This is a genomic window from Pseudomonas sp. Marseille-Q8238, from assembly GCF_965111915.1.
This window is the reverse complement of the sequence record NZ_CBCOPI010000001.1, coordinates 4,438,528-4,452,269: the sequence shown is the minus strand read 5'-3', so window position 1 is coordinate 4,452,269 and position 13,742 is coordinate 4,438,528. Positions and strand designations below refer to the sequence as shown.

The 13,742-nt window shown below is 61.0% G+C and carries 12 protein-coding genes; 7 read left to right on the top strand and 5 right to left on the bottom strand.

Annotation, left to right across the window (positions count from 1 at the left end; translation table 11 throughout):
- Positions 1 to 20: 20 nt before the first annotated feature.
- The 4 genes from hslV to ACWPW0_RS20425 all read right to left on the bottom strand — a co-directional run bounded on the left by hslV (position 21) and on the right by ACWPW0_RS20425 (position 5,530).
- Complete coding sequence (gene hslV, locus ACWPW0_RS20440) at positions 21 to 551, bottom strand: ATP-dependent protease subunit HslV (RefSeq protein ID WP_447594567.1); 531 nt, start codon at positions 549 to 551, stop codon at positions 21 to 23.
- Between the two features lie 203 nt (positions 552 to 754).
- A complete protein-coding gene (locus ACWPW0_RS20435; protein WP_447594565.1) occupies positions 755 to 1,447 on the bottom strand; it encodes an SPOR domain-containing protein in 693 nt (230 codons plus the stop codon).
- Positions 1,448 to 3,211: an arginine--tRNA ligase gene (gene argS, locus ACWPW0_RS20430; protein WP_454256369.1), complete on the bottom strand. Its 1,764-nt coding sequence runs from the start codon at positions 3,209 to 3,211 to the stop codon at positions 1,448 to 1,450. It abuts the gene before it with no gap.
- A gap of 99 nt (positions 3,212 to 3,310) precedes the next feature.
- Positions 3,311 to 5,530 carry a primosomal protein N' gene (locus ACWPW0_RS20425; protein WP_454256368.1) on the bottom strand — a complete coding sequence of 740 codons (2,220 nt, stop codon included), beginning with the start codon at positions 5,528 to 5,530 and terminating at the stop codon, positions 3,311 to 3,313.
- A gap of 160 nt (positions 5,531 to 5,690) precedes the next feature.
- Between ACWPW0_RS20425 and rpmE the strand changes: the two genes are divergently transcribed.
- The 3 genes from rpmE (at position 5,691) to ACWPW0_RS20410 (ending at position 8,217) form a co-directional block, all read left to right on the top strand.
- On the top strand, positions 5,691 to 5,903 hold the full coding sequence (gene rpmE / locus ACWPW0_RS20420) for a 50S ribosomal protein L31 (RefSeq protein ID WP_447594560.1): 213 nt from the start codon (positions 5,691 to 5,693) through the stop codon (positions 5,901 to 5,903).
- A gap of 44 nt (positions 5,904 to 5,947) precedes the next feature.
- Positions 5,948 to 6,730, top strand: a complete 783-nt coding sequence (locus ACWPW0_RS20415) for a thermonuclease family protein (RefSeq protein ID WP_454256367.1) — start codon at positions 5,948 to 5,950, stop codon at positions 6,728 to 6,730.
- 218 nt (positions 6,731 to 6,948) lie between these two features.
- On the top strand, positions 6,949 to 8,217 hold the full coding sequence (locus ACWPW0_RS20410; protein ID WP_447594556.1) for a malic enzyme-like NAD(P)-binding protein: 1,269 nt from the start codon (positions 6,949 to 6,951) through the stop codon (positions 8,215 to 8,217).
- 60 nt (positions 8,218 to 8,277) lie between these two features.
- Here ACWPW0_RS20410 and ACWPW0_RS20405 read toward each other — a convergent pair whose 3' ends face one another.
- On the bottom strand, positions 8,278 to 10,689 hold the full coding sequence (locus ACWPW0_RS20405; protein WP_447594555.1) for a penicillin-binding protein 1A: 2,412 nt from the start codon (positions 10,687 to 10,689) through the stop codon (positions 8,278 to 8,280).
- Positions 10,690 to 10,873: 184 nt separating this feature from the next.
- Here ACWPW0_RS20405 and ACWPW0_RS20400 point away from each other — a divergent pair, with 184 nt between their 5' ends.
- The 4 genes from ACWPW0_RS20400 to pilP are packed head-to-tail and all read left to right on the top strand — an operon-like array spanning position 10,874 to position 13,711.
- Positions 10,874 to 11,938, top strand: a complete 1,065-nt coding sequence (locus ACWPW0_RS20400; RefSeq protein WP_447594553.1) for a pilus assembly protein PilM — start codon at positions 10,874 to 10,876, stop codon at positions 11,936 to 11,938.
- A complete protein-coding gene (gene pilN, locus ACWPW0_RS20395) occupies positions 11,938 to 12,564 on the top strand; it encodes a type 4a pilus biogenesis protein PilN (RefSeq protein WP_454256366.1) in 627 nt (208 codons plus the stop codon). Before ACWPW0_RS20400 ends, pilN begins: the two co-directional genes overlap by 1 nt.
- Complete coding sequence (gene pilO, locus ACWPW0_RS20390; protein WP_454256365.1) at positions 12,564 to 13,187, top strand: type 4a pilus biogenesis protein PilO; 624 nt, start codon at positions 12,564 to 12,566, stop codon at positions 13,185 to 13,187. The genes pilN and pilO overlap by 1 nt, the downstream gene beginning before the upstream one ends.
- Positions 13,188 to 13,210: 23 nt before the next feature.
- Positions 13,211 to 13,711: a type 4a pilus biogenesis lipoprotein PilP gene (gene pilP, locus ACWPW0_RS20385; protein ID WP_454256364.1), complete on the top strand. Its 501-nt coding sequence runs from the start codon at positions 13,211 to 13,213 to the stop codon at positions 13,709 to 13,711.
- Positions 13,712 to 13,742: the final 31 nt, after the last annotated feature.

Below are 13,742 nucleotides of genomic sequence, written 5' to 3'. Positions count from 1 at the left end.
GCTCCAGCAGGGGCCTGCGCTCATTCGGCGCAGTCCTGCTCCTCAATGGTCAGGTTCTGGTTAGTAAAGACACAGATCGAGCCGGCAATGTTCAATGCGGTCTCGGTAATCTCGCGTGCGTTCAGGTCGGTCTTCTGCAGCAGCGCCATGGCGGCAGCTTGGGCGAAGCCGCCACCGGAACCCATGGCGATCAGGCCATGCTCGGGTTCGACCACGTCGCCGTTGCCGGTGATGATCAGCGAAGCGTCCTTGTTGGCCACGGCGAGCATGGCCTCCAGGCGGCTCAGCGAGCGGTCGGTGCGCCAGTCCTTGGCCAACTCGACGGCAGCGCGCACCAGATGCCCCTGGTGCTTCTCCAGCTGGCCTTCGAAGCGTTCGAACAGGGTGAAGGCGTCGGCGGTGGCGCCGGCGAAACCGGCCAGCACCTGGCCGTGGTAGAGGCGGCGCACTTTCTTGGCGTTGCCCTTCATGACGGTATTGCCAAGGGATACCTGGCCGTCGCCGCCCATGACGACTTTGCCATTGCGGCGCACTGAAACGATGGTGGTCAAGGGAAGAGTCTCCACACAGCGGGGCAAATCGCCCGGATGAAGACTCAGATGGGGCGCTGTTGCCGGCTTTTCAACCGGCGGCGGGCAAATTGGCCGTCAGCACGGCGTGATTCCGTGGGGGCGCCGTACGCACCAGGGGCGTGTGCGGCGTATTCCCCGGTGCGCATGGCGCCCCCTGCATGAGCGCGCGTAGCGGAGGTGGCTCAGCGGCCCTGGCGTTGTTGCAGCAGGAGATTGCTGAAGCCGCTGGCGGCCAGCTGCTTTTGCGCCGAGGCCAATTGCTCGCGGCTGGCGAAGGGGCCGACGAGCACGCGGTACCAGGTTTCCTCACGCACGGTGCCGGACTCCACTTGCACGTTCTGACCGAGCAGGATGATCTGCGCGCGGACCTTGTCGGCGTCCTGCTGCTTGCGGAACGAGCCGGCCTGGAGGAAGAACTGCGTGGTGACGGGCGCCTTTGCCAGCACGGGTGGAGCTGGAGGTGGCGTCTGGCCGTTGAGCAGGGCTTCGGCGCGTGCCGCATCGATCTTCGCCGCTTCTTCCGGGGTGACCGGTTTGCTGGGCGGTGGCTCTGGTGGTGTCTGCGGCAGGGCATCCGGCGGCACGATGACCTCGGACTCCGGCAGCAGGGTGTAGAAGTCGTATTTGGGCTTGACCGGGCCGGTAGTGGCTTGCGGCTTCTTCTGCTCTTCGCTTGATGTGCTTGTGGGGCGGCGCTCGTCCGGTTTGCTTCGTTTGACGTCGTCACGACCTGGCTCGAGGCTGAACAGGAAGACCATGAAGCCGCCAATTACCAGGCCGCAGGCCAGCCAGACCCAACCCGGCACCGGCTTTTTCGCAGGCGCCTGGTAGCGGCTGGCGCCGCGTTTGGGGGCGGGTTTCTTCTTCGCCGCCACTTACATGCGCTCCAGGGTTTCCAGGCCGAGCAGCTCGAGGCCCTGCTTGAGCGTGCGGCCGGTCAGCGCGGCCAGGCGCAGGCGGCTGTTGCGCACGGCCTCGTCCTCAGCGGAGAGGATCGGGCAATTCTCGTAGAAGCTGGAGAACAGCCCGGCCAGGTCGTACAGGTAGGCGCACAGCAGGTGCGGCGTGCCCTTGTCGGCAATGCCGTTGAGCACGTCGGCGAACTGCGCCAGCTTGCCGGCCAGAGCCTGCTCCTGCTCGGCGACCAGTTGGATTTGCCCGCCGATGTCAGCTACGTCCTTGCCCAACTTGCGGAATACGCTGGCCACGCGGGTGTAGGCATACAGCAGGTAGGGTGCGGTGTTGCCCTCGAAACTGAGCATCAGCTCGAAGTTGAAGCTGTAGTCGCTGGTGCGGTGCTTGGACAGGTCGGCGTACTTCACTGAGGCGATGCCGACCACGCGACCGATCTCGCGCAGCTCGGCTTCGTCGAATGGCGTTTCGCCGCGTTCGGCGCGCTGCTCGTTGCGCTCCTTGACCAGGTTGTAGGCGCGCTCTTCGGCTTCGTTGATCAGGTCGACCAGTTTCACCGTGCCGCCGTCGCGGGTCTTGAACGGGCGGCCGTCGGCGCCGTTCATGGTGCCGAAGCCCATGTGTTCGAGCTGCATGCTGGCAGGCACGAAACCGGCCAGGCGTGCAGCGGCGAAGACCATCTGGAAGTGCAGGGCCTGGCGCTGGTCGACGAAATACAGGGCGCGGTCGGCCTTCAGCACGTTGGCACGATAGCGCGTGGCGGCCAGGTCGGTGGTGGCGTAGAGGTAGCCGCCGCCGGCCTTCTGCACGATCAGCGGCAACGGGTTGCCTTCGGCGTTCTTGAACTCATCCATGAACACGCACTGCGCGCCATCGCTCTCGCTGAGCAAGCCCTTGGCCTTGAGGTCGGCTATCACGTTGGCCAGGTCATCGTTGTAGGCGCTTTCGCCCTTGACGTCGGCCATGGTCAGCTTGACGCCCAGGCGGTCGTACAGGGCCTGGCAATGGCTCAGGGAAATGTCATTGAAACGGTGCCACAGGCGCAGGCACTCGGCGTCGCCGGCCTGCAGCTGCACCACCAACTGGCGGGCGCGGTCGGCGAACTCGGGCGACTCGTCGAAACGTTTCTTCGCGGCGCGGTAGAAACCTTCCAGGTCGGCCAGTTCGGCGTCGTTGTCGACCGGTTGTTCCTGCATGTACGCCAGCAGCATGCCGAACTGGGTGCCCCAGTCGCCCACGTGGTTCTGCCGGATCACGTCGTCGCCGAGGAATTCCAGCACGCGTGCCACGCCGTCGCCGATGATGGTCGAGCGCAGGTGGCCGACGTGCATTTCCTTGGCCAGGTTCGGCGCCGAGAGGTCGACCGCCACGCGTTGCTGCGGGCCAGCCTTGCGCACGCCGAGTTTGGCATCGGCCAGCGCCGCTTCCAGGCGTTGTGCCAGGGCGTCGCTGTTCTGGAAGAAATTGAGGAAGCCGGGGCCAGCGATATCGACCTTGCTGATGCCCTCATCGGTGGGCAGGGCCGCGACCAGTTTCTCGGCCAGGTCACGCGGCTTCATGCCGGCCGGCTTGGCCAGCATCATGGCGATGTTGCTGGCGAAGTCGCCGTTGCTCTTGTCCTTGGTGTTCTCCACCTGGATGGCCGGGCTCAGGCCTTCGGGCAGAACGCCCTCGGCGACGAGGCGGCTCAGGGCTTGCTGGATCAGGTGGCGAATCGTGTCTTTCATGGTCTGCTCGGTCGGCCGTGGCGGGTCGAAAACTGGGCATTATCCGTGGCCGTTCCGGCCTTGCCAACCGCTGTGGCCGATTAGCCGCGCGCAATGCGCTCAAAACAGATCGATGGGGTCGACATCCAGCGACCAGCGCACGGCACGGCCGCCGGGCATCGCCTCGATGACCGGCAGCCAGTGGGTGAGCAGCTTGTGCAGCGGCGCACGGCTGCTGGCCTGCAGGAGCAGTTGTGCGCGGTGGCGTCCGGCGCGGCGCTCCATGGGGGCAGGCACTGGGCCGAGCAGCTCGATGCCGCTCAGGCGCAGGTCGCGCAGCAGGTGTTCGGCGTAAGTGCAGGCGTCGTCGAGGAAGCCTTCGGCTTGCCCCGGTTTGTGCGCCTCGGCGCGCAGCAGCGCGAGGTGGGAGAAGGGCGGCAGGCCTACGCCGCGCCGTTCGCTCAGGGCCTGCTCGGCGAAGGCCGGGTAGCCCTGTTCAGTGAGCTGGACCAGCAGCGGGTGATCGGCGAGATGAGTCTGGATGATGACCTTGCCCGGCTCTTCCGCCCGTCCGGCACGGCCGGCGACCTGAACGATCAGCTGGGCCATGCGCTCGCTGGCGCGGAAGTCGGCGGAAAACAGGCCGCCGTCGGCATCGAGGATCGCTACCAGGGTCACGCGCGGAAAATGGTGGCCTTTGGCGAGCATCTGCGTGCCGACCAGGATGCACGGCTCGCCGCGCTGGATGGTGGCGAACAGCTTGTCCATGGCGCCCTTGCGCGAGGTGCTGTCGCGGTCGACGCGCAACACCGGGAACTGGGGAAAGAGAATGCCCAGGCGCTCTTCGGCGCGCTCGGTGCCGGCGCCGACCGGGCGCAAGTCGACCTTGGCGCAGTCCGGGCATTGCCGCGGCGGGCGCTCGACATGGCCGCAGTGGTGGCAGCGCAGTTCGCCGGAGCGCTGGTGCAAGGTCATGCGGGCGTCGCAGCGCTGGCACTGGCTGATCCAGCCGCAGTCGTGACACAGCAGGGTCGGGGCGAAGCCGCGGCGGTTGAGGAATACCAGCACCTGCTGGCCGGCTTCCAGGGTCTGGCCGATGGCCTGTTGCAGCGGCCCGGATATCCCGGAGTCGAGCGGGCGGCTCTTCACGTCCAGGCGCAGGAAGCGCGGTTGCTGCGCACCACCGGCGCGCTGGGTCAGCTTGAGCAGGGCGTAACGGCCGGCGTGGGCGTTGTGCAGGCTTTCCAGCGAGGGCGTGGCCGAGCCGAGGACGATCGGCAGGTTCTCCTGGCGGGCGCGCACCAGCGCCAGGTCGCGGGCGTGGTAGCGCAGGCCTTCCTGCTGTTTATAGGAGGCGTCATGTTCCTCGTCGATGATGATCAGCCCCGGGTTCTTCAGCGGGGTGAACAGCGCCGAGCGGGTACCGATGATGATATCGGCATCGCCGTCACGCGCGGCCAGCCAGGCGTCGAGGCGCTCGCGATCGTTGACCCCGGAATGCAGCAGGGCGATGCGCGCGTTGAAGCGCCGGGCGAAGCGCTCCAGGGTCTGCGGCCCCAGGTTGATCTCGGGGATCAGCACCAGGGCCTGCTTGCCGGCCTCCAGGCAGTGGTGGATCAGTTGCAGGTAGACCTCGGTCTTGCCGCTGCCGGTTACGCCGTACAGCAGCGAGGCGTTGAAGCTGTCCATGCCCGATTGCACGGCATTGAAGGCGGCGCGCTGCTCGGCGTTCAGTGGCAGCTCCGGCTGTGCCAGCCAACTGCCGTGGCGCTGCGGCGCTGCGCTGCGGCGGATCTCCACCTGTACCAGATGCTTCTCCAGCAGCAGATCAAGGCTGTCCTTGTTCAGTTGCAACTTGCTCAGCAGCGTATGCGGCACGCCATGAGGGTGTTGGGCGAGCGTGCGCAGCGCCTCGCGCTGGCGCGGGGCGCGGGCCACGCGCGGGTCGTCGAGGCTGGCATCGGCGGCGATCGACCAGAAACGCTCCTGTCGCGCCTCTGCCGGTTCGCCCTGGCGCAGCAACACCGGCAGCGCCCAGCTCAGGGTGTCGCCGAGGCTGTGCTGATAGTACTGGGCGGTCCATAGGCATAGCTTGAACAGTGGCGCGGGCAGCGGCGAGGCGCGGTCGAGCAATTCCAGGGCGGGTTTGAGTTTGTCGGCGGGGACTTCGCTGTGCTCGACCAGTTCGATCAGCACGCCAACCATTTCCCGGCGGCCAAATGGCACGCGCAGGCGCATGCCCGGCTGCAGGGCGCTGTGCGGCACGCCGGCAGGCGCCCGGTAGTCGAACAGACGGCGCAGGGGGGAGGGCAGGGCAAGGCGCAAGATCGGGTCGGGCACGAAATACTCCACGTCGAGGCGGCGATGCTAGCATGGCCGCACGTCGCCGATATTCAGGGTTGACTTGCAAGGTCGCCGTGCTCTGGTATGATCCACGGCCTATTTCCGTGCGGTACCCGGCAAAACGCCTGGTGGCGGCACACCAACCGAGGAAAGTGCGATGAAAGCCGATATCCATCCCCAGTACGAAGAAATCACTGCTACCTGCAGCTGCGGTAACGTGATCAAGACCCGCTCCACCCTGGGCAAGCCGCTGAGCCTGGACGTGTGCTCCGAGTGCCACCCGTTCTACACCGGCAAGCAGAAAGTGCTGGATACCGGCGGCCGTATCGATCGTTTCAACCAGCGTTTCGGCGTGTTCGGTTCCAAGTAAGCCGACGAGCTGTTCAGGAAGGCCCTGTGGGGTATTCCGCGTTGATGAAAAAGGCGTCCCTTGTGGGCGCCTTTTTCGTTTTCGGCTTCTCTGCTTTTTCGGTGCAGGCGTTCTGTCCTGCGCCTGGTCCGCTACCGCCGGTCAAGGTCGCGCGGGTGGTGGATGGCGATACCCTGCGCCTGGTTGATGGGCGCAGCGTGCGCCTGATCGGGGTGAATGCGCCGGAGCGTGCGCGCAATGGGCGCCCGGCGGAGGCTTTCGCCGAGTCGGCTTATAAGCGTTTGCACGCATTGGTCAATGCCTCGAATGGCCAGATCGGCCTGCGCCTGGGTCAGCCCACGCGTGATCACTATGGTCGCACCCTGGCGCATACCTATGACGCCAAGGGGCAGAACCTTGAGGCGCAGTTGCTTGCTGAGGGGCTGGCCTATCAGGTGGCCTTCGCGCCCGACAGTGGCCTGGTCGACTGCCAGCGTGAGGCGGAGAGCCAGGCCCGTCAGGCCGGGCTGGGGGTGTGGAAGCGTTCGCCAGTGCTGGCCCCTTCAGCCATCAGGGCGAGCGGGTTTACCCTGCTGCAGGGACGAGTCACTCATGTCGAGCGTAATGCGGGCGGTCTCTGGCTGGATCTGCAGGATGGTGTGGTACTGCGGATCGAGCCAAAACGGCTGCGCTACTTTGTCATCGAGGATCTGCAGGTATTGGTTGGCCGGCGTATCGAGGTGCGCGGCTGGCTGATCGATCGGGCGCGACGAGGCGGTCTGAAACCGGGGCAGGCGCGTTGGCTGTTACCGTTGACGCATCCTGCGATGATCGAGGTTGTGCGCTGAGTTTTTCGCATTGACCTGGTGGCCTTAGCGGTAGGACTGCAATCCGTTTTTCGTCTGAAGCGTGACCCTGGTTCTGCTTGTCGGTCATATCCTGCAAGTGCCTGCAAATCGTGCGCTGATTTGTCCCTGCAGCCTGGCCCGGCCTGATCTTGTGAGCGTCTGCCATCTTGCGTATGCTCCGGTCCCTGCGTTTCACAGCAACAGCGGGAATAGCCCTCATGTCTGACCTTAAAACAGCCGCTCTCGAGTACCACGCTCACCCGCGTCCAGGGAAACTGAGCGTCGAACTGACCAAGCCCACCGCCACTGCTCGTGATCTGGCCCTGGCGTACAGCCCGGGTGTGGCTGAGCCGGTGCGTGAGATTGCGCGTGATGCCGAGTTGGCGTATCGCTACACCGGCAAAGGCAACCTGGTGGCGGTAATTTCCGATGGCACCGCGATTCTCGGTCTGGGTGACCTGGGGCCGCTGGCCTCCAAGCCGGTGATGGAGGGCAAGGGTGTCCTGTTCAAGCGCTTTGCCGGTGTCGACGTATTCGACATCGAAGTCGATGCAGAGAGCCCGCAGGCTTTCATCGATACCGTCAAGCGTATTTCCATCACCTTTGGTGGCATCAATCTGGAAGACATCAAGGCGCCCGAGTGCTTCGAGATCGAGCGTGCGCTGATCGAGCAGTGCGATATTCCGGTGTTCCATGATGATCAGCACGGTACCGCCATCGTTACCGCTGCCGGCATGCTCAATGCTCTGGAAATCGCCGGCAAGACCCTGCCGGAAGCGAAGATCGTGTGCCTGGGTGCCGGTGCTGCTGCCATCTCCTGCATGAAGCTGCTGGTGAGCATGGGTGCCAAGGTCGAGAACATCTTCATGATCGACCGCAAGGGCGTTATCCACGCCGGTCGTGACGACCTGAACCAGTACAAGTCGGTGTTCGCTCACGAGACCGAGAAGCGCACCCTGTCTGATGCGCTGGATGGTGCGGATGTGTTTGTCGGCCTGTCGGGCGCCAACTTGCTCGACCCGGAAGACCTCAAGCGCATGGCGGTGAATCCGATCGTCTTCGCTTGCTCCAACCCTGACCCGGAAATCAAGCCGGAGCTGGCCCATGCCACGCGTAACGACGTGATCATGGCCACCGGTCGTTCCGACTACCCGAACCAGGTCAACAACGTGCTGGGCTTCCCCTTCATTTTCCGCGGCGCGCTGGACGTTCGCGCTACCCGCATCAACGAAGAAATGAAGATTGCCGCCGCACTGGCGCTGCGTGACCTGGCCAAGCTGCCGGTGCCGCAGGAAGTCTGTGATGCCTACGGTGGTATCTCTCTGGCATTCGGGCGTGAGTACATCATTCCGAAGCCGATGGATGCCCGCCTTATTACGTTGATCTCCGATGCCGTGGCCAAGGCTGCCATCGAGAGTGGTGTGGCGACGCTGCCGTACCCGGCGCATTATCCGCTGCAGTCCGTGGATGACGTGTTCGGCCGCTGATCTCCAGCCAATAAAAAGCCCCGCCAGTGCGGGGCTTTTTATTGGGCGACATGTGTACCGTCAGAACAGGTCGATTGGCGCGGATTCGTCTGCCGGAAGCGGGCTGCCAGGAATGCTCATGCCGTCCAGTTCGCTCATGGGCGGTGGCGAATCTTCACTCTTGAACAGCTCGAAGTAGGCGTCTGGTGCGCCTGGGGATGCGGCACGGCCGCTGACCGGGTCGATGCGCAGGGTCAGGAGGCCGGATGGTTCGCTTGGCGCATGTTCCGGTTTGCCTTTCAGGGCGGCGCTCATGTAATCGATCCAGATGGGCAGGGCGACGGTGCCCCCGTACTCATGCCGGCCCAGGCTGACGGGCTGGTCGAACCCGGACCAGACCGTGGTGACGTAGTCGGCGTTGTAGCCGGAGAACCAACTGTCCTTGGATTCGTTGGTGGTGCCGGTCTTTCCTGCGATGTCGCCGCGCCCCATGCTCAGTGCGCGACGACCCGTACCGCGCTTGATCACATCCTGCAGCATGCTGGTGAGAATGTAGGCTGTACGTTCATCGATGATCTGCTCGCCGATAACCGGCTTCACCACGTTGGCGGCGGGATCTTGCGCCAGCAGCATCGCGTTCTGTTCTTCCAGGTTGGCGGCGCTGACTGCGGTGCGGGCTGGGTTGGCGTTGAACAGGGCGGTGCCGTCCCGACTGTCGATTCGCTCGATCAGATACGGCTGGACCTTGTAGCCGCCGTTGGCGAAAGCTGTCCAGCCGTTGGCGATTTCCAGTGGCGTCAGGTTGGCGGTGCCGAGTGCGAGCGACAGGTTGCGGGGCAGGTCCTGGCGGTTGAATCCGAAACGGCTGACATAGTTGAGGGTGTAGTCAATGCCGATGGTCTGTAGCAGACGGATCGAAACCAGGTTGCGTGATTTGTACAGGGCTTCGCGCAGGCGGATCGGGCCGAGAAAGGTGTTGGTATCGTTCTTCGGTCGCCAGGCTTCTTCCATGCCTGCTTCCTGAAACACGATGGGGGCATCGTTGACCAGGCTTGCTGCAGTGAATCCGCTGTCGAGCGCTGCGCTATAGATGAAAGGTTTGAAGCTGGAGCCGGGCTGGCGTTTGGCCTGTACAGCGCGGTTGTAGTTGCTTTGCTCGAAGGAGAAGCCGCCGACCAGGGCGCGAATGGCGCCGGTTTGTGGGTCAAGCGAGACCAGGGCGCTTTGGGCGGCCGGGGTCTGGCGGAACAGCAGGTTGTTGTTTTCAGCTTCGCGCTCGACGCGAATCAGGTCGCCAATCTTTACTACGTCGGCGGGTTGTTGCGGCCGGGGACCCATGCTGTTGGTGTTCAGGAAAGGGCGTGCCCATTTCATGCTGTCCCAGGCGACGGGAAGCTCTTCGCCATTGCGCAATATGACCATGATGCCGCTTTTCTCGACCTGGCTGACGATGGCAGGCTCAAGGCCGCCCTGGGGGCGGAATTTGCTCAGTTCTGTGAGCCAGGCTTCTCGCGTCTGGCCGGCTAGGCGTGTTTCCGGGCCTCGATAGCCGTGGCGCTGGTCGTAGCTGATCAGGCCGTTGTGCAAGGCCTGGTTGGCGGCCTGCTGCAGTTGTGCTGGCACCGTGGTGGTGACGCGGAAGCCTTCTGTATAGGCATCGCTACCATATCGGCCGACCATCTCTGCGCGTGCCATTTCTGCAATATAAGGTGCGTTAAGCTCCGGTGGCTGCACGTGGTAGTGTGCGTCAACGGGTTCGGCCAGGGCGGCTTCGTAGCGTTCCTGATTGATTGCGCCGAGCTTGAGCATGCGCCCGAGGATCCAGTCGCGACGCTGCTTGCTGCGTTCCGGGTTGACCAGAGGGTTGAAGCGAGAGGGGGCTTTGGGTAGTCCGGCGATCATGGCCATCTGGGCGAGGCTGGTGTCGCGAATCGACTTGCCGTAATAAATCTGTGCGGCAGCATCGATACCATAGGCGCGGTTGCCGAGGTAGATCTTGTTGACGTAGAGCTCGAGGATTTCGTTTTTGCTGAGTTCTCGTTCGATCTGCAGGGCAAGAAGGATTTCGCTGATTTTGCGTGAGAAGCTTCGTTCATTAGTAAGAAAGAAGTTCTTTGCTACCTGCATGGTGATCGTGCTGCCGCCGGACTGAATATGGCCGCTCGACAATAACTGAGTGGCAGCGCGCATTAGGCTGCTAAAGTCGACGCCATAATGGTTGGCGAAGTTATCGTCTTCAGCGGCCAGAAGTGCGCGAATGAAGTCTGGTGGGATGTCATCGAAGCGAATGGGAGAGCGTCGCATTTCGCCAAACTCGGCGATCAGCTTGTCGTCGCTGCTGTAGACCCGCAGCGGGATCTGCAGTTGGATGCTGCGCAGTGAGTCAACGGAGGGGAGGCCGGGACTCAGATAGAGAAAAGCCCCGCTGAAACTGAGGATTAGCCCGCAAAAAGCGGCGACGCATGACCACCAGAAGAACTTCAGCAGACGCATTGGGATTCTTGGATTTCCAGATAAAAGAAAGAGTTAAGCGTTGTGCTTAGTGAAAAGGGAAAAACTGTTCACATTATAAGCGGTTTTTTTGCCAGGTAGCCATTTGCGCTTCTGTCAAGACTGTTATTTAATGTGGAAAAACATAAATAGTCCGTAAGTCTCGGATGCAGATAGGAAATCGGTCGTGCTAGGGCTCTTCAATAAGAAAGCGAATACGCTTCTGGGGATCGACATCAGTTCGACCTCGGTCAAGCTCCTCGAATTGAGTCGCTCAGGAAGCCGCTACAAAGTAGAGGCCTACGCTGTCGAGCCGCTCCCACCTAATGCTGTTGTTGAAAAGAACATCGCCGAGATGGAGGGGGTGGGGCAGGCACTTTCTCGTGTGCTCGCCAAGGCCAAGACCGGTATCCGCTCCGTTGCAGTGGCGGTGGCGGGTTCCGCGGTCATTACCAAAACGATCGAAATGGAGTCCGGCCTTAACGATGACGAGCTGGAGACCCAGCTTAAAATCGAGGCAGATCAGTACATTCCTTACCCGTTGGAAGAAGTCGCTATCGATTTCGAAGTGCAGGGCGTGTCTGCGCGCAACTCCGAGCGTGTAGAGGTGCTTCTGGCTGCATGCCGTAAGGAAAACGTCGAGGTCCGTGAGGCGGCTCTTGCTTTGGCAGGGCTGACAGCCAAGGTCGTCGATGTCGAGGCCTATGCTCTGGAGCGCGCATACGGACTGTTGGCTGCCCAATTGGGTAGCGGACACGATGAATTGACGGTGGCGGTTGTCGATATCGGGGCAACGATGACCACATTGAGTGTGCTGAACAACGGTCGCACGATCTATACCCGTGAGCAGATGTTCGGTGGGCGCCAACTGACCGAGGAGATTCAGCGTCGTTACGGGTTGTCCGTGGAGGAGGCAGGCCTTGCCAAGAAGCAGGGTGGGCTACCGGATGACTACGAGAGTGAAGTGCTGCAGCCTTTTAAAGATGCTGTGGTTCAGCAGGTCTCACGCTCGTTGCAATTCTTCTTTGCCGCAGGGCAGTTCAATGATGTCGACTACATCCTTCTTGCAGGAGGTACGGCATCCATTCCTGATCTCGATCGTCTGATCCAGCAGAAAATCGGTACTCCAACTCAGGTCGCCAATCCGTTCGCCGATATGGCGCTGGGTAGCAAGGTGAATGCCGGGGCGCTCGCGAGCGATGCGCCGGCGTTGATGATTGCCTGTGGCCTGGCGATGAGGAGTTTCGACTGATGGCACGGATCAACCTTCTCCCGTGGCGCGAACAACTTCGCGAAGAGCGTAAGCAGCGCTTTCTGGTCGCATTGGGTGGCGTTCTGATCATATCTGCCGGCCTAATCTTCTTGGCTGGGCAGTATTTTGATAGGGCTATTGAGCAGCAGGATGCGCGTAACGATTTCGTACGTAAGGAAATTGCTGTTCTTGATGCGCGCATCAAGGAAATCAGTGAGTTGCGTACTCGACGCCAGCAGCTGCTTGAACGGATGAAAATCATTCAGGACTTGCAGGGTAATCGCCCGATCATCGGCCGTGTATTCGATCAGTTGGTTCGTACGCTACCGGACGGTGTTTATTTCTCCGAATTGAAAATGGTCGGTAAGACAATTTCGATTGCCGGTGCGGCCGAGTCTAATAATCGGGTTTCCAACCTGATGCGTAACTTGGAATCCTCCGACTGGCTTACTGCTCCCAATTTGACTGAGGTTAAAGCGATCACTGCAGGCGCTGTGGATCAGGCCAACGTATTCCTGTTGACCGTTCAGCAAACTCAGCCAGGCGCTGATGGTGGAGATAGTCCGACTACCACGTCTGGTAGCGCTGCTGGAAAGGCTCCAGAAAAAGTAGGGAGTAAGAACTAATGAGCTTTGCTGACTCTCTAGAGGCCTTGCGCAAGGTAGAGCTTTCTGAGCTCGATGTGAATAATCTTGGTGCCTGGCCTGTTGCCGTTAAGGCGATTGCATGCGCCCTCTTGTTGGTGCTGATGCTGGTGCTTGGATACAACTTCTACCTGAAAGACCTCCAGGGTCTTCTTGAAGGGCGTCAGGCTGAAGAGGTAACCCTGAAGGAGCAGTTTTCCGCTAAGGCTTTTCAGGCGGCCAATCTGGATGCATATAAGACCCAGATGAAGGAAATGGAAGAGTCTTTTGGTACGTTGCTGCGACAACTACCAAGTGATACTGAAGTGCCTGGCTTACTAGAAGATATTACACGTACTGGTTTGGGTAGTGGTTTAGAGTTCGAAGAGATCAAACTCAAACCTGAGGTTGCACAGCAATTTTATATAGAGCTGCCTATTCAGATAGCAGTTGTGGGTTCCTATCATGATTTGGCGACATTCGTTAGCGGTGTAGCAAGTCTTCCCCGAATCGTTACATTGCATGATTTTGATATAAAGCCAGCCGAAAATGGAAATATGTCGAAGTTGCGTATGAATGTTTTGGCCAAGACATACCGCTACAACGATGAGGGCTTGAAGAAATGACGATAGCCCGATGGTTTTCTATTGTGGCGACCACTCTCACATTGGTCGGCTGTGTCGGTGGTGATGATTTTTCGGATTTGCAGTCTTTTATGGATCAGGAACGGGCGCGTCCAAAGGGGTCAATTGAACCTTTGCCTAAGTTTCAGCCTTATGAGGCTTTTACATACAGTGCAGCGGCTCTGCGCAGCCCTTTTCAGCCACCGGTTAAGATAGACCTGGCCAGCCAGCAAAAGGGCTCGAAAGACGTGAAGCCTGATGAATCCCGCGTTCGGCAATTTCTAGAGGGTTTCAATATCGAAACTTTCGAAATGGTTGGCGTATTGGGTAATCAAGGCATCAATTATGCGTTGGTTCGAGGTGCCGGTGGCGTACATCGGGTCAAGGTTGGTGACTACTTGGGGCGCAATCATGGGCGGATCACTTCAATCGATGAAGCGAAAGTCGATGTGGTCGAAATCGTTCCTGATGGTGAGGGCGGCTGGCTTGAGCGTCCCCGCAGTCTCACTCTTAAGGAGCGCTCCTAATGATGGGGTCAGGCATGAACAATAACTACAG

Bases quoted from the DNA above. Each gene is read 5' to 3' on its own strand.
- ACWPW0_RS20410 (WP_447594556.1), top strand. From the start codon at position 6,949: ATGTCTGACCTTAAAACAGCCGCTCTCGAGTACCACGCTCACCCGCGT.
- argS (WP_454256369.1), bottom strand. From the start codon at position 3,211: ATGAAAGACACGATTCGCCACCTGATCCAGCAAGCCCTGAGCCGCCTC.
- pilN (WP_454256366.1), top strand. From the start codon at position 11,938: ATGGCACGGATCAACCTTCTCCCGTGGCGCGAACAACTTCGCGAAGAG.
- ACWPW0_RS20405 (WP_447594555.1), bottom strand. From the start codon at position 10,689: ATGCGTCTGCTGAAGTTCTTCTGGTGGTCATGCGTCGCCGCTTTTTGC.
- pilO (WP_454256365.1), top strand. From the start codon at position 12,564: ATGAGCTTTGCTGACTCTCTAGAGGCCTTGCGCAAGGTAGAGCTTTCT.
- rpmE (WP_447594560.1), top strand. From the start codon at position 5,691: ATGAAAGCCGATATCCATCCCCAGTACGAAGAAATCACTGCTACCTGC.
- ACWPW0_RS20415 (WP_454256367.1), top strand. From the start codon at position 5,948: ATGAAAAAGGCGTCCCTTGTGGGCGCCTTTTTCGTTTTCGGCTTCTCT.